The organism is Aeromonas sobria, assembly GCF_006243315.1.
Classification (GTDB): domain Bacteria; phylum Pseudomonadota; class Gammaproteobacteria; order Enterobacterales; family Aeromonadaceae; genus Aeromonas; species Aeromonas sobria_A.
The window spans coordinates 1-25497 of the sequence record NZ_NKWE01000012.1; the positions used below are offsets into that span (position 1 = coordinate 1).

Sequence of the window (25497 nt, forward strand, 5' to 3'; positions counted from 1 at the left end):
GGTTTTCGGGGGGATTACCATACAAAGTGTCTAAGATTAGTGGCTTAGAGTGACATAAGTTAAGCCAATGCGACTGCTCTTTGGAGATTAACATGGCAATGGAAGCAGGCGGGTATGCCGAGAAATTAGGTAATCGCTACGAAGCAAATTGGGTTGCTTATCAGTTACTGCGCTTGTTGGACGAAAAGATAGCATCTGTAACGATCGAACCATTAGGTAATGATGAAGTTGGTACTGATGTCATAGTTGAAAATTCAGACACAAGCCTTGAACATCATCAATGTAAAGTTGGAGCTGGTGATGCGGAACATTGGAGTGTTGCTCTTCTTTATGAGAAAGGAATACTAAAAAATGCCTTTGAACAAATTGAAAGAGGTAAACGAGAGTTTTATGTAATTTCTCCACTCCCATCAAAGCAGATGTCCGATTTAAAGGATAGTTCCCGAAATAGTCCAGAAGATGTTAATCAATATTACGAGCATCAAATATCAAAAAGCAAAACTCGTAAAAAAGACTTTGACTATATTTGCGACAAGTTAGGATTAAATACTAATAATGAATTGCATTTAGATAGTGCTCGTCAATTCCTAGCCAAGTTTCATGTGTTCGCATATACAATCGACACACACTCGAATGAACAGCTCAATGATTATGCGAATAAGCTATTCGTAGGAAATTCAGTCAAACTTGTCAGTTTTCTAAAACACTACGCTGATAATGACGACAAATTGAGAACTAAGATAACCGCTCACGACCTTTTTCAAGATCTACAAAAATCAGGCTTTAAAGCTAAAGTACTTGAAGCTGACGATAGAATATCGCCAATAATTAACAATTTAAACACCAACTTTGAACAATCAATAACCCCTTATTTGATTTCAAATACCAATATTCATAGACCTGAACTAGATGAGCTCATTCAATCTACGCAAAGCCACGCAATAACTCTTTTAATGGCTGAGGCTGGAATGGGTAAAAGTGCCCTATTGCTCGAATTAAAGAATGATCTAGAGTTGCAAGGCGCAATTGTTGTACCAATTAGGCTAGACAGATGTAAGGTAGAAACTAGTGCTGATGCTTTTGGCCAAGCATTAGGTTTTTCATATACCCCAACGTATTCTCTAGCAAAATATGCTTTGAATAATAAAATTGTACTAGTGTTAGACCAATTAGATGCTATTAGGTGGACAGCTGCTCACTCAGACAATGCTCTTCATGTGTGTCAAGAGATCGTAAGACAAGTATTAACACTCAGGAATTCTAATGTCGATATTAGTATAGTATTCGCCTCAAGAGATTTTGATATCAGCGAAGATGTTGCTTTAAATGCTTGGTTAAGTTCGATAAATGATGAGTTAAACACAGTAAAACTGTCTAGTCTTTCAGAGGAAACGGTTAAAGAATTAGTTCAACCTTATGAGAAATATGAGACTTTATCAGCAGAGCAACAAGATACACTTAAAATTCCTCTCTGGCTTGGCATATACATATCTATAGCTCTTTCGGAAAAATGTGCCCCTGACTTTACGAACAAGCTTGAACTTGTTAAACGCTATTGGGACAATAGAGTATTAGAAGCAAATAAAATAACAGATCCCAACCAAAACTTGTTGGTGATAAATGAACTTTTACATCAAATGATTAGTAAATCAAAGTTCTCTGTATCAGAAACATCCCTACACAATATATCGCTAACTGCATTGAGCGCATTACTGTCTGTCGGTCTGATTACAAAACAAAACAAGCAAATAAGCTTTAGCCATCAAGCACTTTTCGATTACCAAGTAGGTGTCAGGTTATTTATCGCAGCACAGGATTCATTCGATAAACTTCTAGAAGAGATTGGTGACTTCTCCCAACAAACATTAACAAGAAGAGAGCACTTAAAGTACGCAATGAGCATGTTGCTTACAGAAAGCCAAAAAGATTTTTGCAACATAGTGTCTTCACTACTTCAAAGTAAAAATATAAGGTTTCACTTAAAGTATTTGCTATTTAACTCACTTAAAGAAATTAAAAAATTTAAAGCTCCAGCAAAAAATTTAGTTGATAGCATTGTTAAATCACCTGAACTTTTACCCCACCTATTATCATCAACATGCTACTCAAATCCTGAGTTAGTTCATTATTTGTCAGAACAAGGCGCTCTAAACGCATGGTTGGATAATGCTACAGATGAAGAGCTTGTATCGAAATTACTGCGAATCTTAAGATCTATAGCAGATCAAAAGCCTGACGTTGTGTTGAAAACGGTAGTTCCATACATTGGAATATCCCAAGAATGGAACAATAGAGTTTATGAGTCCTTATGCTGGGATATTGAAAACGATTCTGATGATATGTTTGAGATTCGAAAACAGCTATTAACGGCAGGCGTAAGTGCTCATTTCATTCACTGGAAAACATTAGCTAAGAAAACACCTATACGAACCTTAGATCTTATTGAAATGCTTCTTAAGCATTACAAGGAAGTTTTGGGTACAAAAAAATATATGTCTAGAGATAAGGTCGATGCCATATCTCACCGAGATATATTTACCGAGTCTGACTTAGAAGGTATTGAAAAAATTTCACACCAAATACCTTTTGAAGCATTAAACCGCTTACTTAATATAGTCCATTCTATTGTTCGCGATATTGATGATGAGCAAATACATGAGGCATGGCTGTGCCAAGACAGGCAATCAAACTACGATGCCGTTGAAAGCATTACTCATTGTGTTTTTTCAGTGATAGAGCAAGCCGCAAAACGCCTTAAAGATCAACCAGAAAAGCTCGCTGAAGCGATTGCTACACACCTAAACTCTGCAAGCCCAGTATTGAACCACCTGATAGCAAAAGTTCTAAAATATTACCCCACTAGTGAAGCCGACACTGTTGTTAGTTGGTTGCTCTATACCCCGAAAAAAAGATTGAACTGTGGAAATACCTATATTGAAGCGGAATGGAAACTACCAGGTGAGTTAATTGAGAAATTTTCTCCCCATTGTAGTGAATACTTATTTCTACAGCTAGAAGAAAAAATTTATAACTACACACAAAATAGATCTATTGATGACTATAAATGGCGCCTAGAGTGCAGACGAAAAGGTATTTATTATTCATATTGGGGTGAGCCTCAATACTTCTTATTACCTAAGTTATCGCAATCAAGACGCTCTAAAAAATCAAATCAGTTAATCGGCGTTTTGAATAGGAAATTTATTGAATACACCGAAAGAGACTTTTGTCGTGCTTTCCATTTAAGGCGCTCAGGAGGCATGGTAACTTCACCACTTCCATTAGGTAATGTTTTATCAAACCTTACTTGGACTAAGTTGATTTTAACTCCCAAAGAGAGAACCAATAGGAAAACTTGGCGTCAAGCAGGCAAGCAAGTTGTTCATGAATCAAGCGTAGAACAATTTGCCAGAAGCCTAGAGACAGCCGTAATTAATGAGCCAGAAAGGTTTGCTAGTTTAGCATTAACACTACCTCCCAATATAGATTCAGATTATATTGAGTGGATTTATTATGGCTTATCTAATACAGATAAAAATAGAGTTAGTGAACAATATAGAAGTGGGTGGCAACTTTGCCCTGTAGAACTTATAGAAAAAGTTATAAATCACTTTGGATATGAAGGATATGAATATCAAATAGTTAGAATTTTTGATAGACGAATAGCTGAAGATGGCTGGTCAAACAAAATAATTGATCTATTAGTAAAACTTTCAAAAACAGCTAAAGATCCTGAACCAGAAAAGCTAAATGTAATAGTAAATAACGAACCTAATGTAGTTGAAGATGTTCTTGTTAGAACCTTAGCTTCCAATGCAATAAATTGTTGCAGAGGCATTGCTTTTAGTGCAATTGGTCACTTATATTGGAAAAGTGAAAAGCTGGCAAGTGAATTAATTAACTCTTTGGATGACGTAATTAATGACCCTCATCCAGCAGTAAATTATTCAGCTTCTGAACTTCTATTGCCAATATACAATTACAACCGACAGTTGGCGCACCAAAAATTCTTAGCATTATGTAATAAAGATTTGAGAATGTCCTGTATCAGGGGTAATCATTACTTTTTTAACGATGGCTTCACAGAAGATAGCTCATTTCGTGAACAGTATCTAAATTTGACTTTAAGAATGAAGTGCTCGCCTTTTGATGAAGTGAAGAAAGAAGCAGGTCGTCAAATCGCTGCTCGTTGGTTTTTCTATGAACTATTTAGTGAACAAATTCATACACTTAAAAGGTGGGACACTCAATTAAAAAGTGGTGCAACAAGCGTAATTTCACAATTTTTAACAGAATCTCGTTATAATTCAACAATAAAAAAGTTACTTCCACTGTATGAAGTTTTGTCGAATGATGATGATAAGCTTATATTGGAAAAAATTGGTAGAAGTGTTAGTAACAAAAATTATTGGTCAAGAACTGATACTGCAGCATTCTTCTCAGTGTTAGCAAATGCAAAAGCTGCGTTATATAACCTTTGGCAAATATTCCACTATCTAGATGAAAACAAAGTCAACCTTGTTGGTATCTCTAACGAGTTATTGCAGCTTGTCAAAAACATCGTAAATTCTGATGCTATTGATAAAAACCAGCGAGCTATGAATATTAGGGATTCAGATTTAATCAAAGTTCTCCAGCGATTGTATGAAGAAGCAGGAGATGATGAAAATGATGAGGTTATTAACCAATGCCTAGATATTTGGGACCTTTTGCTAAAAAATCAAGTTTACTCAGCGATTAACGCAACAACTAAACTTAGCACAGGCATGCTTGGCTAAAAACATTTAAATAAATTAGCTCAAAGTATTTAAGTTTCGTCTCGAAATGAGACCAAGCCGGGTTAATAACGAGGATTAAAGTTGGAGCAAGTTAAATCTGCTTTTGATACTTGAAGTTGGAAAAGGCTACTAAATATTACCCTACAAGGCTTTCAATATTTATTTCAGAATCGACTTGTGGGAGTAAGCCAACACTATGCACCAAGGGCAGATGAAGTTGGCCTGTCTGTACAGATCTAGTTATCACCTGTCACGAGCAGCCGGTTTTTTTCATATCTGCCCTTCGCCAGCCCGACAAACCTGCTCTTTTTACGCCGATTTTACGCCCGCCCCATGCCGCTTTATGGCGCCTTTACGCCTGTTTTACATACCCTTTTCAGCGTCAATGACACCAACAGAGTCGATATGGTTTTACATCGGCTCTCGCAGCTAATTATCTCAATGGAGTCGATATGAATTGGCTATATCTGCTGCTCGTCCTCGCCTTGATGGCCTATCTGATGCGCGCACTAACGCGCAGTCACGAGTGAGGGGCTATCTATATGCAGCAAGAAATTATCTACCCGGTGGCCAGCAAACTGCCGAGCCTCGTGAGCAATCCAATGCGTGCCCTGACGCACCGCGACCACGAGTGAGGAACTAGAACATGTGGCAAGAAATAATCTATCCGGTGGCCTTCGTGCTGCTGGTTCTGCTGCCGGCACCGCTGCTGGGCAACTACATCTACCGGGTATTTGAAGGCAAAATCCGCTGGCTGGCACCGGTCGAGCGCGCCACGCTGGCTTGTTGTGGCACCGATGGTCGGGAGCAGGACTGGAAGTCCTACGCCCTCAGCTTGCTGGCTTTCAACGGCGCCGGTTTCGGCCTGCTGTTCCTGATCCTGATGGCGCAGGGGCTGCTGCCCCTCAACCCGCAGCAACTGCCGGGCATGAGTTGGCAACTCGCCTTCAACACCGCGGTCAGCTTTATGACCAACACCAACTGGCAAGCCTATTCCGGTGAGGCCAGCCTCTCCTACTTCAGCCAGATGGTGGGTCTGACCACCCAGAACTTCGTCTCCGCCGCCACTGGCGCCGCCGTTGCAGTCGCGCTGTTCCGTGGTATCGCCCGCCAGCAGACCACCAACCTTGGCAACTTCTGGCAGGATCTGGTGCGTTTCTGCCTCTATGTGCTGCTGCCGATCGCGCTGATCATGGCGCTGCTGCTGGTGTGGCAAGGGGTGCCGCAAAGCCTCTCCGCCTATCTGCCGTTCCACGGTGTGGAAGGTCAGGAGCAACTGCTGCCCCTAGGCCCGGCTGCCTCGCAGATCGCCATCAAGCAGCTTGGCTCCAACGGCGGCGGCTTCTTCGGCATCAACTCGGCACATCCGTTCGAGAACCCGACCGCCCTCTCCAACTGGCTGGAGATGGTGACCCTACTCACCATCGCCGCTGCCATGGTCTTTACGCTGGGCCGCTATGTGAAAGACATGGCCCACAGCCGTGCCATTCTCGGCGCCATGACCCTCATGCTGGTGCTGGGGCTCTTCGTCTCCATCACTCAGGAGATGAAGCTGGACCCGGCCCTTGCCCACCTCACCACTGACGCCAGCAATATGGCTGGCAACTGGGAAGGCAAGGAGAGCCGCTTCGGCCCGGTGCTCTCCAGCATCTGGGAAGTGGCGACCACCGCCGCCTCCAACGGTTCGGTCAACGCCATGCACGACAGCTTTGCCCCGCTCTCCGGCATGGTCGCCATGATCAACATGCTGCTGGGTGAAGTGGTGTTCGGCGGCGTAGGTGCCGGTATCTACGGCATGATGCTGTTCGTGCTGCTGACCGTGTTCCTGTGCGGCCTGATGGTGGGACGTACCCCGACCTATCTGGGCAAACGCCTCGGCATCACCGAGATGAAATGGGTGGTTGCCAGTATGCTGGTGATGCCGGTTGGTGTGCTGGTGATCGGCGGCGTCACCCTGCTGATGCCGGATGCCAGCACCATCATCGGCCATGATGGCCCGCACGGTCTGTCACGCCTTATATACGCCTACGCGTCGGCTGCCGGCAACAACGGCTCCGCCTTCGCCGGCTTTGCCGCCGGTGACAACTGGCAGTGCATCGCCATCGGTCTGGCCATGCTGCTCGGTCGCTTCGGCTACATCATTCCGGTACTGGCCATTGCTGGTCAGCTCGCTCGTGCCCAACGCCAGGAGACAAGCGAAGGGGACTTCCCCATCAGCGGCCCGCTGTTCATTACCCTGCTGATCATCACCATCCTGCTGATAGGTGGCCTCTCTTTCCTGCCGGTACTGGCACTGGGCCCGGTGGCCGAACATCTGAGCCTGATCGGAGGGGCATTCTGATGAACCTGACCCTGTCGATCACCATCCGGATGCCAATGGCCAACTATCTGATGCTGGGAGCTTTCCAATGAGCAAGTCCACTGCAATGAGCACCGACACCATGCAGGTGAAGGGCAAGAAACAGAAATCGCAAGTCATACAGGCAATGGTTGAGGCCCTCTATCGCTTCAATCCCAAGGCGCTGTTTGGCAGCCCCATCCTGTTCACCCTCTGGCTGGCCGCCGTGATGGCCACCGTGGAATCCCTGCTGGGACAACCCTTCTCGGGGGTTGCACCCTCGCTGGCCTGGCAGCTGACTGCCTGGCTCTGGCTGACCCTCTGGTTTGCCAACTTTGCCGAAACTCTGGCCGAAGGGCGCGGCAAGGCGCGCGCTGACAGCCTGAAAGAGGGCATGAGCCAACTCAAGGCCCGTCGGGTGACCGATGCCAAAGATGGTCAGGGCGAGTGGGTAGCTGCCACCAGCCTGATGAAGGGTGATCTGGTGCTGGTACGCAGCGGCGAGATGATCCCGGCAGATGGTGAAGTGGTAGCAGGGATTGCCTCGGTCAACGAAGCAGCCATTACCGGTGAATCCGCGCCGGTGATCCGTGAGTCAGGCACCGACCGCAGCGGCGTGACCGGCAACACCACTGTGGTCTCCGACGAGATCTGGGTGCGGGTCAGCAACAATCCGGGCGAGAGCACACTGGATCGGATGATCGCACTGGTGGAAGGGGCCAAACGTCAGAAGACCCCCAACGAGATGGCGCTCGACGCCCTGCTGGTGGGGCTGACCCTGATCTTCCTGCTGGTGGTCGCGACCCTGCCGTGGTTCCTCAACTACAACGGCACCCAGGTGCCGCGCCTCTACCTGATCGCCCTCTTCATCACCCTGATCCCGACCACCATCGGCGGCCTGCTCTCCGCCATCGGCATTGCCGGTATGGATCGACTGGTGAAGCTGAACGTGATCGCCAAGTCTGGCCGTGCCGTCGAAGCGGCCGGTGACGTGCGCACCCTGCTGCTGGACAAGACCGGCACCATCACCTTCGGCAACCGGATGGCTGATGAGCTGATCCCGGCACCCGGTGTCGATCCATCCCTGCTGGCCCAGGCCGCCATGCTGGCCTCGCTGGGTGATAACACCCCGGAGGGAAAATCGATCCTGACCCTGGCTGGCAAGAGCATGGCCAAGCCAAGCCAGCTGGAGAGTGACAAGGTGATCCCCTTCAGCGCCGAGACACGCCTGAGCGGACTGGATCGCAACGGTCATCAATATCGCAAAGGCGCGGTGGATGCGGTACTCAACTACCTCTCCCTCGACCGCAAGGCGGTGCCGGAGCTGGTGCTCAAGTCGGTGGACAATATCGCCCGTCAGGGTGGCACCCCGCTGCTGGTCTGTACCCATGAGCAACTGCTGGGAGTGGTATACCTCAAGGACATCATCAAGCCCGGCATCAAGGCTCGCTTCCAGATCCTGCGCCATATGGGGATCCGCACCGTGATGATCACCGGCGACAACCCGAAAACCGCCGCTGCCATCGCCGCCGAAGCCGGGGTGGATGACTTCATCGCCGAAGCAACGCCGGAGAAGAAGCTGGCCTATATCCGTCAGGAGCAGGCAGATGGTCGTCTGGTTGCCATGTGCGGCGACGGTGCCAACGATGCGCCAGCACTGGCGCAGGCTGATGTGGGGCTGGCCATGAACGAGGGTACCCAGGCCGCCAAGGAGGCGGGCAACCTGGTGGATCTCGACTCCAACCCCACCAAGCTGTTGGATGTGGTGCTAGTCGGCAAGCAACTGCTGGTGACCCGTGGTGCCCTGACTACCTTCTCCATCGCCAACGACGTGGCCAAGTACTTCGCCATCCTGCCGGCCCTGTTCATCGCCGCCTACCCGCAACTGGGGGCGCTGAACCTGATGCAACTGGGAAGCCCGCAGAGCGCCATCCTGTCGGCCATCATCTTCAACGCCCTGATCATTGTGGCGCTGGTGCCGCTGGCTCTGCGCGGCGTCAACCTGAAGGGGTCAGCCGCCAGCCTGCTGCGCCGCAACCTGCTGATCTACGGTGTCGGTGGCCTGCTGGTGCCGTTTATAGGAATCAAAGTGATCGATCTGGTCATCACCGGCCTCGGTCTGGTGTAACGACGTAACCGGGATGCGGGGCAGACCCGCATCCCCTGCCATCTTTTTTGGAGCAAGAGAATCATGATAGCAATCAGAACCCTGTTGACCCTGACCCTGCTGCTGGGAGTGGGTTATCCGCTGGCGGTCACCGGGCTGGCCCAACTGCTGTTCCCCTGGCAAGCCAACGGCAGCCAGCTGACCGACAGCAAGCAGCAACTGATCGGTAGTGCCCTGCTGGGGCAGAAATTCGAGCGGGCTGACTACTTCCATCCCCGCCCCTCCGCCAGCGATTTCAACACCATTGGCGGCAGCGCCAGCAACCTGGGGATGAGCTCGCCGCTGCGCAGCGAATTCGCCAAGGCGCAGGGCAATGTTCAGTCCCCGGCCATGCTGACCCGCTCCGCTTCAGGCCTCGACCCTCATCTGCCGCTGGATGCGGTGCTGGCTCAGGTGGACCGTGTCGCCAAACAACGTGGGCTGGATCCCGCCCAGCTGACGGAGCAGGTAAAGTCGGCCACACAAGCTGGTATCCTTGGCCCGCAGGTGGTCAACATTCTCCAGCTGAATCTGCAACTGGATCATAAAAAGGGCGCCTGATGGCGCCCCATCCGGTTTGGTGATGACCTCGATTTTCGCAACGGGCGGTTGGCTCGATAGGGATAACAATGGCTGATGTGGCAAGAGCTGACCCCCTGCTGGCAAGCCTGAAACAGGAGCATGGGGATGCGTGATGAAGTTCGGGCCGACGCCCTGCTGGCGAGCCTGGAACAGGAGTATGGGGATGCGTGATGAAGCAAGGGCCGACGCCCTGCTGGCGAGCCTGGAACAGGAGAACAAGGGCAGGCTGAAGGTGTTTCTCGGGGCCGCTCCCGGCGTAGGCAAGACCTACGCCATGCTGCAAGCTGTGCGGGAGCAGGCCAAAGAGGAGATCGATATCCTGATCGGCGTGGTGGAGACCCACGGCCGGCAGGAGACCCTGGCCCTGCTCGACAAGCTCGCCATCCAGCCACGCAAGATCCACATGCACCGCCAGCAGCGACTGGAGGAGATGGATCTCGACGGCCTGCTCGCCCGCAAACCGGCCATCGCCGTGGTGGATGAGCTGGCCCACAGCAACGCCCCCGGCAGCCGCCACGAGAAGCGCTGGCAAGATGTGGAGGAGCTGCTCAACGCCGGTATCGATGTCTACAGCACCCTCAACGTGCAGCATCTTGAGAGTCTCAACGATCTGGTGTGGCAACTGACCGGGGTCAGGGTGAAAGAGACCCTGCCCGACCAAGTGCTGCTTGAAGCTGACAGTATTATCCTGATCGACCTCCCCCCCAAAGAGCTGCTCGGCCGCCTGCGGGAGGGGAAGGTCTATGTGCCCCATCAGGCCAAGGCAGCGCTGCAATCCTTCTTCTCCCTCAACAACCTCACCGCATTGCGGGAGCTGGCGATGCAGACCGCCGCCAGCCACGTAGAGGGGGATCTGCAACTGCAGTGGCAGGCAGCAGGCAAGACCACCCTGCCGCTGCGGGGCAAGCTGATGGTCTGCCTCGGCGATCAGCACGGTTCGGCACTGGTACGCTATGGCCACCGCTTTGCCCAGCGTCGTCAACTGCCCTGGCTGGTAGTGCATATCGACAGCAATGGCCGCCGCGATGCCGACGTGGAGCAGGCGCTGGCGCTCGCCTCCCACCTCGGTGCCAAAGTGCTGACCCTCTCCAGCCCGGCGGTGGCCAATACCCTGCTGGAGACCGCCGAGCAGCAGCAGGTCTCCCAGCTGCTACTCGGCAAACCCCACAAGGCGCCCTGGCGCCGCTCGCTGGTACAACATCTGCTCAAGCAGGCGCAGGGGCTCGAAATCACCCTGGTCGATACCGAGCAGAAAAAGCCCGGAGTAGGGATACAACCTCCGACCCCGAAGGATATCCACCATAGCCTGCTGGCGGTGGTGATCATGGGGATCACCTCGGCCGCCGCCTGGGGGCTCTCCTACTGGCTGCCGCCCGCCGCCCTGCCGCTACTGTTTGTGCTGGGGGTACTGGCAACCGCCCTCACCACCAGTCTGGTGCCCGCCATACTGGCGGCGGTACTGGGCTTCGTCGCTCACAATCTGCTGTTCACTGCCCCCTACTTCTCCCTGAGTGTCGCCAACCACAGCGACCTGCTCACCCTGTTCGTGCTGCTTATTGTCGGCATAACGGCGGGACGGCTCGCCTCTCGCCAGCGGCAACAGTTGATCGGCCTGCGCGAGACCCAACAGCTGGGTAATGCCCTGCTCTCCCTCAGTCAGGGGCTGGCCACCGCCAGCAGCCCGGAAGAGGTGCTCAGGCAGGGCGCCCAGGCCATCTCGCTGGCACTCGGTCAGCCGACTGTGGTACTGGATCAGGATTTTCACGACCGACTCGGCAACGAGAAGCACAGGCCCGGACAGACCGACAAGGCGGCCATCGACTGGTGTCTGGCCCAGAAGCAGAGCGCCGGGGCCCACACCGCCACCCTCAATGCGGCCGAGGCCCAGTATCACCACCTCAGCGATGATCTGGTGATCGGCATAACGCTGGCCAATCCGCTCTCCTCCTCCGCCGAGCACCAGTTGCAGGCGCTGCTCACCGATATTCGCGCCGCGCTGGCGCGGATCGATCTCAACGAGCGGCTGGCCGACAGCCAGTTGCAGGCGGAGACCGATCGGATGCGGGCGGCCCTGCTCTCCTCGGTCTCCCACGATTTGAAGACCCCGCTGGCCACCATCATGGGCGCTGGCAGTACCCTGCTGGAATATGGTGACCGGATCCCCGCCGAGGATCGCAACGAACTGCTCCACTCGGTGCAGGAGGAGGCGCGCCGCCTGCACAGCTATGTGCAGAATCTGCTGGATATGACCCGCATCGGCTCCCCCGACTTCCAGCTGAAACGGGATTGGGTCGATCTGGCGGATCTGGTGGAGAGCGCCCGCAAGCGGCTCGACTCCTCCTGGCGCCAGCACAAGTTGCTGGTCCATTTCGATCAGCATGTGCCCCAGCTCTATGTGCACGGCGCCCTGATCGAGCAGGTGCTGGTCAATATCCTCGACAACGCCTCCCGCTACTCGCCGGCTGGCACCCCCATCGAGTTCAAGGTGATGCTGGCAGAGCCCGATCTCATCATCGACATCATCGATATCGGGGTCGGCATCGCCGAGTCGGATCGGGAGAAGATCTTCAACCTCTTCTACACCCAGCCGGTGGGCGATTGCGGCAGCCGCGGTACCGGGCTTGGCCTCGCCATTTCCCGCGCTATGATAGAGGCCCACGGCGGCAAGATTTGGGCCTTCTCCGGCCCCAATGGCAACGGCACCTGCATGCGCATCTCCCTGCCGCTCGCCCTCAATTCACCGGAGGTCTGATGGCTGACCGCCAGATCGGGTCACTCAGCCCCTCCCACCATTCGCCTCTGGAGGTTCGATGGCGCACATTCTGGTCATAGATGATGAAGCGGCGATCCGTCGCTTTCTGCGGATCAGCCTGATTGCCGAGGGGCATCAGGTGAGTGAAGCGGTGGGGGTCAATGAAGGGCTGGAGCAGTATCGCCACCTCAACCCCGACCTGGTGATCCTCGATCTCGGTCTGCCGGACGGCGATGGCATTCAAGTGTTGCAGGCCATTCGCGAGCATCACCCCAACCCGGTGCTGGTGCTATCGGCCCGCGATTCGGAGCAGGAGAAGGTGCGGCTGCTGGATGCGGGAGCCAACGACTACATGAGCAAGCCGTTCGGCATCAGCGAGATGATGGCCCGTATCCGCGTGCTCTTGCGCCAGCGAGCCGGGGTTAGCAGCGGCGAGCGACGCCACTTCCCCCAATGCGGGCTGACCCTTGACGCCAGCAGCCACAAAGTGACCATGAAGGAGGAAGAGATCCCTCTCTCCCGCAAGGAGTTCGCCCTGCTGCTGGCGCTGGTGTGCCACCCCGGCAAGCTGGTAATGCAGACCCAGCTGCTCAACGACATCTGGGGGCCAAGCCACAAGGAGGACACCCACTACCTGCGCATCGTCATCGCCAGTCTGCGCAAAAAGCTGGGGGATAACCCCCAGCAACCGACGCTTATCGAGACCGAATCCGGTATTGGCTACCGCTTTATCGGCAACTGATGTTTCACGTGGAACGGCGCCCGCAGCAGAGCAGCGCCAACAGACCGCAGCCACTGAGCAACAGGCCGAGATCCTGCAATCCGGCCGCCACCGCCAACCCCAGACTGAGCAGCAGGTAGTAGCCAAGCCCGAACAGGGCGCCAGCACTACCCGCTACCTCGCGATAAGCCAGCAGCGCCTGACTCAGCACATTGGGAATCGCCAGCCCGAAAGCCACCACCACGCCCATCATGGGCAACAGAAACCAGAGGTTGGCCTGATTCGCCCAGACCAGCAGCCCGGCGACCAGCGCCAGCACACAAGCCAGCCTGACCAGAGAGGACGGCAGCCATCCCTTCCCCAACAGATACTTGTTGAGCAGGCTGCCGAGCAGGGTCGCCAGCGCCAGCAAGATCCCCGAGTAACCAAACTCGCCGGTGCTCAATCCCAACCCGGCAAACAGGAAGGGCGCCAGACTGTAGTAGCCAAACAGCATGGTGTTGAACAGGGCGACCAGCATGGCACTACGCCAGAGCCCGCCATCCTTCATCATCCGGCACGCCAGCGGCCAGAGCGCGACTCGCTGGCTGGTGGCCGGGCGGGTTTCCGGCAGCTGCCAGCAGGCAACCAGCAGCAAGAGAGCCGCCAGTATCAGCAAACCGCTGAATACCCCGAGATAGCCGAACCCGCTCGCCAGCTGACCGCCACTGAGCAGCCCCAGCACCGGACTGAGTGAGAGCGCTATACCCATCACCGAGAAGACCCGCGCCAGATCGCTACCCTGATAGCTGTCGCGCAGCATGGTCTGGGTCACCACGGATCCCACCGCGGCGCCAAAGGCCGAGATGACACGGGCCAGCAGCAGGGTTTCAAACTGATCAGCCAGCAGCGCCAGCAGGGTGCCGACACCATAGGTGAGCAGACCCGCCAGCATGGCGGGACGCCGCCCGATCAGATCGCAGAGCCGCCCCCAACAGACCACTCCCACCGCAAACGCCAGAAAATAGACCGACAGGGTCTGGGATGCCTGCCCCTCGCTCACCCGAAACTGGCTGGCGATCTGGGTCAACACCGGGCTGTAGATGGTCTCCACTATCTGGGGAAACATCATCAATCCCACCACCAGCCAGAGCGGTGGCAACTTGTTGTTCATGACCAACCTCCTTCACAAGAGGTCGCCATTCTAGAGAGATGCCGATTGTCTGATTACAATAAGCAGGACTATAAACATCAAAAATCGGACATATGGCCTTTATTCTTCCCGATCACCCTTTTGACCCCGACCAGCTGACGGGCAGTGTGATCGGCATTGCCTCCGCCCTCGGCTGGCACGACTCGGGCCTGCATCAGCATCAGCGCCATCAGCTGCTGTTCGCCCAATCCGGCTGCATGACCATGGAGCTGGCAGGTCGGGTCTGCCTGCTGCCACCCACCCGCGCCGCCTGGCTGCCAGCGGGCACAACTCACCGAGTATTGATGCGTGGTGTGGTGGCCTACCGCTCCCTCTACTTCACACCACACCCAGAGTTGCCCGGCACGGTGGAGGTGCTGGCGGTCAATCCGCTACTGCACGAACTGATCGAACGGATGGCGCTCTGGCCGTGGGACAAACCGCAAGAGCAGCAACAACGGACGGTAGCGCTGTTTATGGAGGAGTTGGGGCAGGCACCGCGGGAGTCGTGGCAGTTGCCACTGCCGACCGACCCCAGACTGGGCGACTGGCTACAGCAGTTGAAACGGGGAGATGCCCTGCCCGATCGGCTCAACCGGCTGGCCGAACGGGTGGGTGCCAGTGACAAGACCATTGGCCGCATCTTTATGCGAGAGACCGGCATGAGCTATCAGGCGTGGCGTCAGCAGTGGCGGCTGTTGCGCGCCATGGAGCTGCTGGCAGAAAGCGAGCCCATCAGCCGGATTGCCGCTGCGCTGGAGTTCTCCAGCGACAGCGCCTTCATCAGCTTCTTCAAACAACATATGGGGCAGACCCCCCTGCGCTATCTCAACTCTCGGGGTGAGTCGCCACAGCCTGACTCGCCTCCACCACCAGGGTATCCAGCGCCAGCGGCTTGAGGTTGTGCAGCGCATCCTGCACTACGGCATGGGATGCCTGCAGCAACTCGCTCTGCACATCCTGCTCCAGCTGGACACTCTCCAGCTCGGGCCGCGGGTTTTCGTTGGCCATCACGTTCAGGCTCAGGGCACTCACAATCAGGGTAGCGATCAGGCTTTTCATCTGGTTTGCTCCGGTATGGTTGAGATGACCAGATAGCTATTCCAATAGTTGTGCCAATCCTCACGCAATTCATAACATGATGATTTTGTTTAAATTAACTATATATCGATACCAAATTGAGTCGCAAAATGCATCCCACACGGTCATTTTTAAACCAACAGTTGGTGCTTTTAACCACGCTTGATTTTTGCACCATGTTCCACGTGGAACGTCCCATCTTTTTGATCGACACCCGCTTTTAAACTGAGCTATGGTGCTACATCTTCGTAACTGACTCTGGATCTGTCACCGAATGGAATTTTCCTTGTTCGGCGAGAAGTTCACTCGCCACGCCGGCATTACCCAACTCATGGATGACCTCAATCAGGGGCTGACCAATCCGGACGCCATCATGCTGGGTGGAGGCAATCCGGCCCCCATCCCCGCCATGCTGGAGCGCTTTCAGGCCGAGGCCAAAACCCTGCTCGACAACGGCGAGCTGGTCAAAGCGATGGCCAACTACGACGGCCCACAGGGCAAAGACAGGTTCACCAAAGCGCTGGCAGCCCTGCTCAGCAAGGAGCTGGGATGGGATATCTCGGCCCGCAATATCGCCCTGACCAACGGCAGCCAGAATGCCTTTTTCTACCTGTTCAACCTGCTGGCCGGTGAATTTGCCGATGGCCGCAAGAAGAAGGTGCTGTTCCCGCTCGCCCCCGAATACATCGGCTATGCCGACTCGGCGCTGACCGACGACTACTTCGTGGCCTACAAGCCCACCATCGAGAAGCTGCCCGATGGCCAGTTCAAATACCACGTGGATTTCGAGAGCCTGCAGGTGGGTGACGACATCGGGGTGATCTGCGTCTCCCGCCCAACCAACCCCACCGGCAATGTGCTGACCGATGAAGAGATCGAACACCTCGATCAGATCGCCCGCGACAAGGGGATTCCGCTGCTGATCGACAACGCCTACGGCGTCCCCTTCCCGGGCATCATCTTCAGCGAAGCCAAGCCATTCTGGAACGCCAACACCATCCTCTGCATGAGCCTCTCCAAGCTCGGCCTGCCAGGCACCCGCTGCGGCATCGTCATTGCCGACGAGAAGATCATCCAGGCCATCACCAACCTGAGCGGCATCATCAATCTGGCGCCGGGCAGTCTGGGCCCCGCCATCACCATCCCGATGATCGAGAGCGGCGATATCATCACCCTCAGCGAGCAGGTAGTAAAACCCTTCTATCAACAGAAGGCGGAGCTGGCGGTACAGCTGCTGCGCGAAGCGATCCTCGACCCGCGCTTCCACATTCATAAACCGGAAGGGGCCCTCTTCCTCTGGCTCTGGTTCGAGGGCTTGCCGATCCACTGTCAGGAACTTTATGAGCGACTGAAGGCGAAGAACCTGCTGATCGTGCCGGGTCACTACTTCTTCCCCGGCATTGATGACCCCGAGTGGCGTCACAGCCAAGAGTGCATCCGCCTCAACTACTCCCAGAGCGAGGAGCTGGTGCGCCGCGGTATCGCCATTCTGGCGGAGGAGATCAACGCTCTCTATGCATGAAAATGGCCACGAGTATCAACCTTACTCTAAAAAAGCCGGACTGAATTAGACAGAGAGATATCAGGAGGCCCACTAGAATTCCCTTCCGTATCATCATACTGAAGGGTTGATCATGGATATTGGTGAAATGCTGCTGGCTGAACTGGCCACGCTGTTACAACTCTCTTCGCTTACCATTGATGAGAACGGCAATTGCCCGCTTCTTATCGACAGTGAACTTCCGCTTATCTTGCACTTGGAGCCATGTGCCTTACTCATCATGGCTCCTTTAGTGCTCCCCACCTTCTCTTTCGACAATGCCGAGTTACAGCGCCGCATGCTCATGGCCGCACTGAATCCTGCTTTCGACAAAGAACCCGGGATTGGCTGGCACCCAGAGTTCCAGTTGATTGCCTATCGGCGCCATATGCTGGATGGGATGACTGGCAGCCAACTGGCACAACATCTGGGCGACTTCATCGAGTGGATGCGAACATTTGTGACCTCGCTACCGCGCTCTACCCCAGCAACAGCAACAACAAGAGGCATTCATGATCGAGTTTAAAAGTGTGGCCGCCCTGCTGCATGCAACGCCACCGCAGCAAGAACAGTTTAAAAATGAAGGCTCCCTGAAGATCGCAGGCAAGGAGTATCGCATCGATGCCGACTTGCAGCAGGTTTTACGTACCCACCCTCAAAGCAGCAACATTGCTCGCTTTTTTGAAGGGGTCGGCAAGCTGTTCAGTCTGGGATCCTCAACTTCTGTTGCCAAAGCCGCAACTCAGCAGCTCTTCTCTACCCCGGGAGCCCAACAACAACGCCTGCAAAGCGATGACGCTGTTGCTCATGCTCGCATGCTGTTTAAAGACCGCCTTATTACGACACCGGAAGATGTGTTAGAACGACTGAGAACCCAGCGACCAGCCACACACGACAGCGAACATGCCCTGTTGTTTCAACGGGCCATGTCAGAGGCACTCAAGCAGAGCCCAGCCGGAAATGAGCTACTCGCCCTTGTTGGCGAGCAGGCTATGACTCAGCTGTTGAATAAGCTTACCGATCCAAAGCAGTCCATGACCAGCCTGGAGCAACTTTACCGGCAACCGTCTGCGGCACAAGCAATCAACGCTCTTGACCCCTTGCTGAAGATAGAAATAAAGAACCTGCAGGTAGCCCAACAACACCAGCAAGCACTCCTCACCCAGGATCTTGGTCAAGGCGTCTTTTCTGGTACCCTCGAGGAATCGTTCTACAACCCAACCGGTTTTACCGAAAATGTAGATCGCGCAGCAGCATGGATTCTTAAGGCTTCAACATCCGGTGGCAATGAGTGGAGCAATTTTACCGCCCTGCTCAGGGAATATAGCGAGAACTCTCAGAGCCTGACAGACAGCTCGGTTCTCAAGCAACTTCATCACCAGTTGGTCCCCAATCTGACCCGTGACTATCGTGGACCAGCTATCAGTGGGGGCAGCCTGCCATCCAGCATTGGCGGTGCTGCCATGCTGGAGAAACATCTGGCAACTCTTGATAGCAAGGATCCCCAACTGGGCAAAAAGCTGTTTGCGGCTGTTGTTGGTTTCCATGGCTTTACCGATGGAAATGGCAGAATGGGAAGATTGCTATACGCACTGAGCGAACTGCGTGAAGGACGGTTTGCCCCTCTCGATTTGCCAGCAGAAAATTCACTGCACGGGATCAAATAAAGAACACAAAGGCCTGCAGATGCAGGCCTTTGTTGTTTATCGTGACCCGGTTTGCTTAACCGGGCAGCGCCAGCTGGTCGGGTTTGCCGATGGGAATGGCACGGGGCTTGAGCGCCTCCGGCAGCTCACGAGCCAAATCGATGGTCAGCAGACCATGCTCCAGCTTGGCACCCTGCACTTCCACGTGCTGGCTCAGCTTGAAGGCGAGCTCGAAGTCGCGCTCGGCAATCCCCTGATGGAGGAACTGACGCTCACCAGCTGCCGCCCCCTTGCGCCCCGTCACCTTGAGGGTGCCGTTTTCGGTCTCCAGCTCCAGCTCTTCGCGCTCGAAGCCAGCCACGGCGACCGTGATGCGATAGCCATCCTGATCGCGCTTTTCAATGTTGTACGGGGGGTAAGCTGCGGTCTTCTGCTCGAACAGACCTTCCAGCTCACGGGCCATCCGCTCGAAGCCGACGGCGTTGGAATAGAGATGAGAAAAATCGAGGTTACGCATAATCCTATCCTTCTAATAAGCAACAGGGTCAACTCTCCACAGGCCCGTCATCGGCACCCGGGAAATTTTAAAATTTCAGTGAATTCAGGCTATCAGCCGTTGATCTCGATCTTGCGCGGCTTCATCGCCTCGGGCACTTCACGCACCAGTTCGATGTGCAGCAAGCCGTTTTTCAGGTCGGCCCCTTTCACCCGCACATAGTCGGCCAACTGGAAGCGACGCTCGAAACCACGTTCGGCAATCCCCTGATAGAGATAGTTGCGCCCGGTGTCGGCCTGCTTGTTGCCCTTCACAGTCAGCAGATTTTCCTGAAAGCTCAGCTCCAGCTCTTCCTGGGTAAAGCCCGCCACCGCCATGCTGATGCGGTAGTCGTTGTCACCCAGTTGCTCGATGTTGTAGGGGGGATAACCGGCATTGCCATTGCTGGCCGCAGATTCGATGAGATTGGCCAGACGATCGAAACCGATGGCAGAACGATAGAGCGGAGAAAAGTCGATAGAACGCATAGTATTACCCTCTTATGAGCGATAACGGATTGTTTGCCCTCCTTATGGACGGGCGTCTGGTCGAAACCTCTGTCGAGCGTTCCGGCCTTGTTACCTATATAGGGGCTCACTTTTTCCTTTCAAGGGGATTTTTTCAAATTTTTTAAATGGCCGCACCGACCTGTAGAACATCAACCTGTTGGCCCGATAGTGATGATAATCGACCCGCGGGCCACTAATAGCTGACCAAGCTATCCACCATAATTGGTTGCATATCCACCAGCCAACATGGAGCCATCCCATGAAGATTACCCAGGTTCGCAACGCCACCCTGCTGCTCGACTATGCCGGCACCCGCTTTCTGATCGACCCCATGCTCTCGGCCAAAGGGGCCTTCCCCGGCTTTGAAGGCACCGCCAACAGCCAGCTGCGCAATCCGCTGGTCGAGCTACCGCTGTCGATCGATGAGCTGGTCGATGTGGATGCCGTTATCGTCACCCACGATCATCCCGACCACTGGGACGATGCCGCCAGAGCCTTGGTCCCCAAGCATCTGCCACTGTTTGTACAACACCAGAAAGATGCCGATGCCATTCGAGCCAGTGGTTTTGAGAATGTGCGCCTGCTGAGCGAGCAGCCCGAATTTGCCGGTATTCGCCTGCAGCAAACCGGTGGCAAGCACGGCAGCGATCAACTGATGGCGGTACTGGGCGAGCGCATGGGAGAGGTATGCGGCGTGGTCTTCTCCCACCCCGATGAACAGAGCCTCTATCTGGCCGGTGATACCATCTGGCATCCCTCGGTCGAGCAAGCTCTGCAACAGCATCAGCCCAAGGTCATCATCCTCAACTGCGGCGATGCCCAAGTGCCCGGACTCGGTTCCATCATCATGGGTAAGGAGGATGTCGCCGCCGTTTATCAGGCGGCACCGCAGGCTACGCTGATCGCCAGCCATATGGAGGCGGTCAACCACGCCGTGCTGTCACGCCAGGAGCTGCGCGACTATCTGGCGGAACGGAGCATGACGGATCGGGTACGGGTGCCGCAAGATGGCGAGACGTTATCGCTGTGATCCGCAGGAGGGCCATGCCAGACATGGCCCTTCGGCTTTCACTACCGAACGCTTATGATGAGAGTCCTGCGCGCAGAGAGGAGCCAACACCATGCCCACCCCGATCGTTGCCGTGGTGACCTTCGATCACTTCAGTCCTTTTCACTGCGCAGTCCCCTGCCTCATCTTCGGCGATATCCTGCCGGGCCAGCCGCTGTTCGAGCTCAAGCTCTGCTGCGGCGACGGCAACCGTCACTCACACTCGGCGCAAGGCTTCACCATTCAGCCCCCCCATGGGCTGGAGGTGCTGGCCGAAGCTGAGATCATCGTTATCCCCTTCTGGCACGACCCGGCAGCACGACCACCGGCGGTGCTGCTCGATGCCCTGATCGCCGCCAGAGCCAGAGGGGCACGGCTGGTCGGGCTCTGTCTCGGCACCTATGTGCTCGCCTACGCCGGGCTGCTAAATGGTCGCAAGGCATCGACCCACTGGGAGTACGAACAGGATTTCTGCCGCCGCTTTCCCTGCGTGCAGCTCGATACCAATGCCCTCTATGTCGATGACGATGGGCTGGTCACCTCGGCAGGCACCGCCGCCGGACTGGACTGCTGCCTCTATCTGGTGCGCCAGTACCACGGCTCGGCCATCGCCAACAAGGTGGCGCGGCGGCTGGTGATCCCGCCCCACCGCGAAGGGGGTCAGGCCCAGTTTATCGAGCAGCCGGTGCCCGCCTCCACCCGCGATGTCCGGATGAACCAGTTGCTCGATCACCTGCGCGCCCATCTGGCCGAGCCCCACACCCTGGACTCTCTGGCAGCCCATACCCTGATGAGCCGACGCACCTTTACCCGCCGCTTTCATCAGGCTACCGGTCTCTCGGTGGGTGAATGGCTGATGGCGGAGCGGCTCAGGCGCAGTCAGGAGCTGCTGGAGGTAAGCGGCCATTCCATCGATCGCATCGCCGAGCTGGTCGGCTTCAAGAGTGCCACCTCCCTGCGCAATCACTTCCGTGCCCGCTTTGCCATCTCCCCCAGCGAGTGGCGACGATCTTTTCGTGGTAGCCCGGTAACATAATCAGGCTCCACGTTTCACGTGGAACATGTTCTCAGCTCACCCCAAAAACAAAAAAGCCGCTCACAAGGAGCGGCTTTTTACTATCTGTCTGACTGCGTCGATTAGACGTCGAGGTTGGCTACGCGCAGGGCGTTGGTCTCGATAAAGTCACGACGGGGCTCAACGGCATCACCCATCAGGGTGGAGAAGAGCTGGTCGGCACCGACGGCGTCGTCGATGGTGACGCGCAACATGCGACGGGCTTCCGGATCCATGGTGGTTTCCCACAGCTGGTCCGGGTTCATCTCACCCAGCCCTTTATAGCGCTGGATGTAGATGCCGCGCTTGCCTTCGCTCATCAGCCAGTCGACCGCTTCCACGAAGTTGGCAACCGGCTTGACCTTCTCGCCGCGCTTGATAAAACCACCATCCTCAATCAGGTTGGCGATCTCCTTACCCAGCGAAACCAGTTGACGGTACTCGGAAGATTGCAGGAATTCGTAGCTGATCGGGTATTCACGATCAACACCGTGCTGACGTACCACAGCGTGCGGCACGAACAGACTGCGCTCTTCGTCGCGACGAACCTGGATCTGGTACTGGATACCGTGGTTGCTCTCGTTGAGCACCGCTTCCATGCTCTGGCACCAAACCAGCAGATCGCTCTCGTTGGCCAGCAGTGCTTCGTGCAACTCAGGCTGATAAATCAGCTGGGTCAGTACGGCAACCGGGGCGCGACGGGACATGCGGGTGATCAGATGAGAGACAGCGCGGTGCTGGTTGACCAGACGCTCCAGCGCCTCGCCACCGATAGCCGGGGCAGACTCGTTGACGTGCAGGGTTGCACCATCCAGCGCCATAGAAGTCTGATACTGCAGCAGTGCATCTTCATCTTTCAGATACTGCTCCTGCTTGCCCTTCTTGACCTTGTAGAGCGGCGGCTGGGCGATAAAGACGTAACCACGCTCGATGATTTCCGGCATCTGACGATAGAAGAAGGTCAGCAGCAGGGTACGGATGTGGGCACCATCGACGTCAGCATCGGTCATGATGATGATGTTGTGGTAGCGCAGCTTGTCCGGGTTGTACTCGTCACGACCGATACCGCAGCCCAGTGCGGTGATCAGGGTACCCACCTCTTGCGAGGAGATCATCTTGTCGAAACGGGCTTTCTCGACGTTCAGGATCTTGCCCTTGAGCGGCAGGATGGCCTGGTTCTTACGGTTGCGACCCTGCTTGGCGGAACCGCCAGCAGAGTCTCCTTCCACTATGTAGAGTTCGGAAAGAGCCGGGTCTTTCTCCTGACAGTCAGCCAGTTTGCCGGGCAGACCTGCGATATCCAGCGCACCTTTACGGCGAGTCAGTTCGCGGGCCTTGCGGGCCGCTTCACGGGCACGGGCCGCATCGATGATCTTGTTGACCACGATCTTGGCATCGCTCGGGTTTTCCAGCAGAAACTCACCCAGTTTCTCGCCCATCGCCTGCTCAACGGCAGTCTTCACTTCGGACGAAACCAGCTTGTCCTTGGTCTGGGAGGAGAACTTGGGATCCGGCACCTTGACGGAGATAACAGCAATCAGACCTTCACGCACATCGTCGCCACTGGCGGCAGACTTGGCCTTCTTGCTGTAGTCCTCTTTGTCCATATAGGTGTTCAGAGTACGGGTCAGCGCGGTACGGAAGCCCACCAGGTGAGTACCACCATCGCGCTGCGGAATGTTGTTGGTGAAGCAGTAGACCCCTTCCTGATAGGCGTCGTTCCACTGCATCGCCACTTCCACGCCGATACCATCGTGCTCGGTGGTGAAGTGAAATACCTTCGGGTGGATCGGGGTCTTGTTCTGGTTCAGATATTCAACGAACGCCTTGATGCCACCCTCGTAGCAGAAATGCACCTCACGGCCATCACGCTCGTCATGCAGACGAATGGAAACACCGGAGTTGAGGAAGGAGAGCTCACGCAGCCGCTTGGCCAGGATTTCGTAGTGATACAGGGTATCGGTAAAGATGGTCGGGCTCGGCCAGAAACGCACCTCGGTACCGGTACCTGAGCTGTCGCCGATCTGCTTGAGTGGCGCCTGTGGCTCACCCAGATGATAGGTCTGCTCGTAAACATGACCGTTACGACGAATGGTCAGCAACAGCTTGTCAGAGAGGGCGTTAACCACGGAGATACCCACACCGTGCAGGCCACCGGATACTTTATAAGAGTTGTCATCGAACTTACCGCCAGCGTGCAGCACGGTCATGATAACTTCGGCGGCGGAACGGCCCTCCTCTTCGTGCATGTCTACCGGGATGCCCCGGCCATTGTCACGCACAGAGACAGAACCATCGGAATGGATCTTGACCAAAATATCGGTGCAGTAACCAGCGAGTGCTTCGTCAATGGAGTTATCGACCACTTCGAACACCATGTGGTGCAGACCCGAGCCATCATCCGTATCGCCGATATACATCCCCGGGCGCTTGCGGACCGCATCCAGGCCCTTCAGTACCTTGATATTCGAGGAGTCGTAAGTATTCTCAGTCATAGCTTACTCTCTGCCTTCTCTAACGTTTCGGAGACCTTGCCTTGTTCCACGTGGAACAACTTGCAGTCATTCGCATCCATCATGTCTGCGAGCTGACCGGTGTCGATGGCGGTGATAAACACCTGGGACGCACACTGCTTCAGCCTTGCGGCCAGCAAGCGGCGCTTGTCGACATCCAGTTCAGAGGCAAAATCGTCAATTAAAAAAATACAGCCACGGCTGCTATGTTGATTCAAATAGAGCCCTTGAGCCAAGCGCATGGCGCAGACCAGCAACTTCAGTTGACCCCGGGACAAAATATCTTGAGCGGGCACCCCGCTCGCCTTGAGGCGGACATCGGCCTTCTGTGGCCCGACGCCGGTATAGCCCAGCGCCCGATCCCGCTCAAACCCCGCCTCCAGCAACTCATTGAGGGGAGTATCTTTCTCCCAGCCCCGATAAAAACCGAGACTGATATCGAATTCCGGCAGAAAATCCGCCGTCATCTCCTTGATCAGGGGCGTAATGGCCTGACAATAACTGGCGCGAAACTCGGCCAGTTCACCCCCGAGCCGCACCAGCTCCTGATCCCAGAACGCCAGCTGGCGATACTGGGTGCTCTGGCGCAGCAGCGCATTGCGCTGTTTCAGCAGCCGCCGCACTCGTCCCCACAGGGAAAAAAAGGTCGGTTCCTGATGGAAGACACCCCAATCGAGCCAGGCACGACGGGCTTGAGGCCCACCAGTCAGCAGGTTGAAGCCATCTGGATGGATCAACTGCACCGGCAACAACTCGGCAAGGTCGGCCAGACGTTGCGCCTGAGTACCGGCAATCTTGAGTTGGGTCTCGCCACTCTTGTCCTTGGCAAGGCCAATGGGAACCTGACGCCCCTCCAGTTCACACTGGGCAAACAGGGTGAAGGCCCGCTCCCCCTGACGGATAACCCGTCCGGTCAAATGAGTGCGAAAGGAGCGCCCCAAGCCAAGGTAGTGGATAGCTTCCAGCACGCTGGTCTTGCCGCTGCCATTGCGCCCGACCAGGATATTGAGGCCGGGCGACAGCTTGAGACTGGCTTGCTGGATATTGCGAAAGTCGCTGAGCTGGAGTTTGACCAGAGACACGA

Annotated in this window: 18 protein-coding genes; 12 read left to right on the plus strand and 6 right to left on the minus strand. The window is 55.0% G+C overall.

What is annotated here, in order from left to right; all coding sequences use genetic code 11:
- Nucleotides 1-92: 92 nt before the first annotated feature.
- The 6 genes from CF137_RS03160 (at nucleotide 93) to CF137_RS03190 (ending at nucleotide 13338) form a co-directional block, all read left to right on the plus strand.
- Nucleotides 93-4778, plus strand: a complete 4686-nt coding sequence (locus CF137_RS03160; RefSeq protein ID WP_139717889.1) for an NACHT domain-containing protein — start codon at nucleotides 93-95, stop codon at nucleotides 4776-4778.
- Nucleotides 4779-5424: 646 nt separating this feature from the next.
- Nucleotides 5425-7119, plus strand: a complete 1695-nt coding sequence (gene kdpA, locus CF137_RS03170) for a potassium-transporting ATPase subunit KdpA (RefSeq protein WP_139717891.1) — start codon at nucleotides 5425-5427, stop codon at nucleotides 7117-7119.
- 67 nt (nucleotides 7120-7186) lie between these two features.
- Nucleotides 7187-9244 (plus strand): potassium-transporting ATPase subunit KdpB, encoded by a 2058-nt coding sequence (gene kdpB, locus CF137_RS03175; RefSeq protein ID WP_139717893.1) that lies wholly within the window; start codon nucleotides 7187-7189, stop codon nucleotides 9242-9244.
- Nucleotides 9245-9307: 63 nt separating this feature from the next.
- Nucleotides 9308-9823 (plus strand): potassium-transporting ATPase subunit C, encoded by a 516-nt coding sequence (locus CF137_RS03180; RefSeq protein ID WP_139717895.1) that lies wholly within the window; start codon nucleotides 9308-9310, stop codon nucleotides 9821-9823.
- A gap of 184 nt (nucleotides 9824-10007) precedes the next feature.
- Nucleotides 10008-12596, plus strand: a complete 2589-nt coding sequence (locus CF137_RS03185) for a sensor histidine kinase (protein ID WP_139717897.1) — start codon at nucleotides 10008-10010, stop codon at nucleotides 12594-12596.
- A gap of 58 nt (nucleotides 12597-12654) precedes the next feature.
- Entirely contained in the window at nucleotides 12655-13338 is a 684-nt protein-coding gene (locus tag CF137_RS03190) for a response regulator (protein WP_139717899.1), read from the plus strand.
- 4 nt (nucleotides 13339-13342) lie between these two features.
- On the opposite strand, the gene CF137_RS03195 is transcribed toward CF137_RS03190, so the two are convergent.
- Complete coding sequence (locus CF137_RS03195; protein WP_139717901.1) at nucleotides 13343-14470, minus strand: multidrug effflux MFS transporter; 1128 nt, start codon at nucleotides 14468-14470, stop codon at nucleotides 13343-13345.
- Between the two features lie 92 nt (nucleotides 14471-14562).
- Between CF137_RS03195 and CF137_RS03200 the strand changes: the two genes are divergently transcribed.
- Nucleotides 14563-15387, plus strand: coding sequence for an AraC family transcriptional regulator (locus tag CF137_RS03200; RefSeq protein ID WP_139717903.1), 825 nt, complete (start codon nucleotides 14563-14565; stop codon nucleotides 15385-15387).
- Here CF137_RS03200 and CF137_RS03205 read toward each other — a convergent pair.
- Nucleotides 15317-15550 carry a hypothetical protein gene (locus CF137_RS03205; RefSeq protein WP_139717905.1) on the minus strand — a complete coding sequence of 78 codons (234 nt, stop codon included), beginning with the start codon at nucleotides 15548-15550 and terminating at the stop codon, nucleotides 15317-15319. The genes CF137_RS03200 and CF137_RS03205 overlap by 71 nt on opposite strands.
- A gap of 292 nt (nucleotides 15551-15842) precedes the next feature.
- Between CF137_RS03205 and CF137_RS03210 the strand changes: the two genes are divergently transcribed.
- From CF137_RS03210 to CF137_RS03220, 3 genes are all read left to right on the plus strand, one after another.
- Entirely contained in the window at nucleotides 15843-17090 is a 1248-nt protein-coding gene (locus CF137_RS03210; RefSeq protein WP_139717907.1) for a valine--pyruvate transaminase, read from the plus strand.
- 112 nt (nucleotides 17091-17202) lie between these two features.
- Nucleotides 17203-17634 (plus strand): type III secretion system chaperone, encoded by a 432-nt coding sequence (locus CF137_RS03215; protein ID WP_139717910.1) that lies wholly within the window; start codon nucleotides 17203-17205, stop codon nucleotides 17632-17634.
- On the plus strand, nucleotides 17621-18775 hold the full coding sequence (locus CF137_RS03220) for a VopS family T3SS effector adenosine monophosphate-protein transferase (protein WP_139717912.1): 1155 nt from the start codon (nucleotides 17621-17623) through the stop codon (nucleotides 18773-18775). The genes CF137_RS03215 and CF137_RS03220 overlap by 14 nt, the downstream gene beginning before the upstream one ends.
- A 55-nt stretch (nucleotides 18776-18830) precedes the next feature.
- Here the strand turns inward: CF137_RS03220 and CF137_RS03225 are convergent, their stop codons facing one another.
- Together CF137_RS03225 and CF137_RS03230 are read right to left on the minus strand one after the other, a co-directional pair.
- Nucleotides 18831-19271: an Hsp20 family protein gene (locus tag CF137_RS03225; RefSeq protein WP_139717914.1), complete on the minus strand. Its 441-nt coding sequence runs from the start codon at nucleotides 19269-19271 to the stop codon at nucleotides 18831-18833.
- A gap of 92 nt (nucleotides 19272-19363) precedes the next feature.
- Nucleotides 19364-19777 carry an Hsp20 family protein gene (locus tag CF137_RS03230; protein WP_005339298.1) on the minus strand — a complete coding sequence of 138 codons (414 nt, stop codon included), beginning with the start codon at nucleotides 19775-19777 and terminating at the stop codon, nucleotides 19364-19366.
- A gap of 280 nt (nucleotides 19778-20057) precedes the next feature.
- Here CF137_RS03230 and CF137_RS03235 point away from each other — a divergent pair, with 280 nt between their 5' ends.
- Nucleotides 20058-20828 carry an MBL fold metallo-hydrolase gene (locus CF137_RS03235; protein WP_139717917.1) on the plus strand — a complete coding sequence of 257 codons (771 nt, stop codon included), beginning with the start codon at nucleotides 20058-20060 and terminating at the stop codon, nucleotides 20826-20828.
- Between the two features lie 91 nt (nucleotides 20829-20919).
- Nucleotides 20920-21882 carry a helix-turn-helix domain-containing protein gene (locus CF137_RS03240; RefSeq protein ID WP_139717919.1) on the plus strand — a complete coding sequence of 321 codons (963 nt, stop codon included), beginning with the start codon at nucleotides 20920-20922 and terminating at the stop codon, nucleotides 21880-21882.
- Nucleotides 21883-21983: 101 nt separating this feature from the next.
- Here the strand turns inward: CF137_RS03240 and gyrB are convergent, their stop codons facing one another.
- Together gyrB and recF are read right to left on the minus strand one after the other, a co-directional pair.
- Nucleotides 21984-24395 (minus strand): DNA topoisomerase (ATP-hydrolyzing) subunit B, encoded by a 2412-nt coding sequence (gene gyrB / locus CF137_RS03245; RefSeq protein ID WP_139717922.1) that lies wholly within the window; start codon nucleotides 24393-24395, stop codon nucleotides 21984-21986.
- Nucleotides 24392-25495, minus strand: coding sequence for a DNA replication/repair protein RecF (gene recF / locus CF137_RS03250; RefSeq protein ID WP_042022967.1), 1104 nt, complete (start codon nucleotides 25493-25495; stop codon nucleotides 24392-24394). Before recF ends, gyrB begins: the two co-directional genes overlap by 4 nt.
- Nucleotides 25496-25497: the final 2 nt, after the last annotated feature.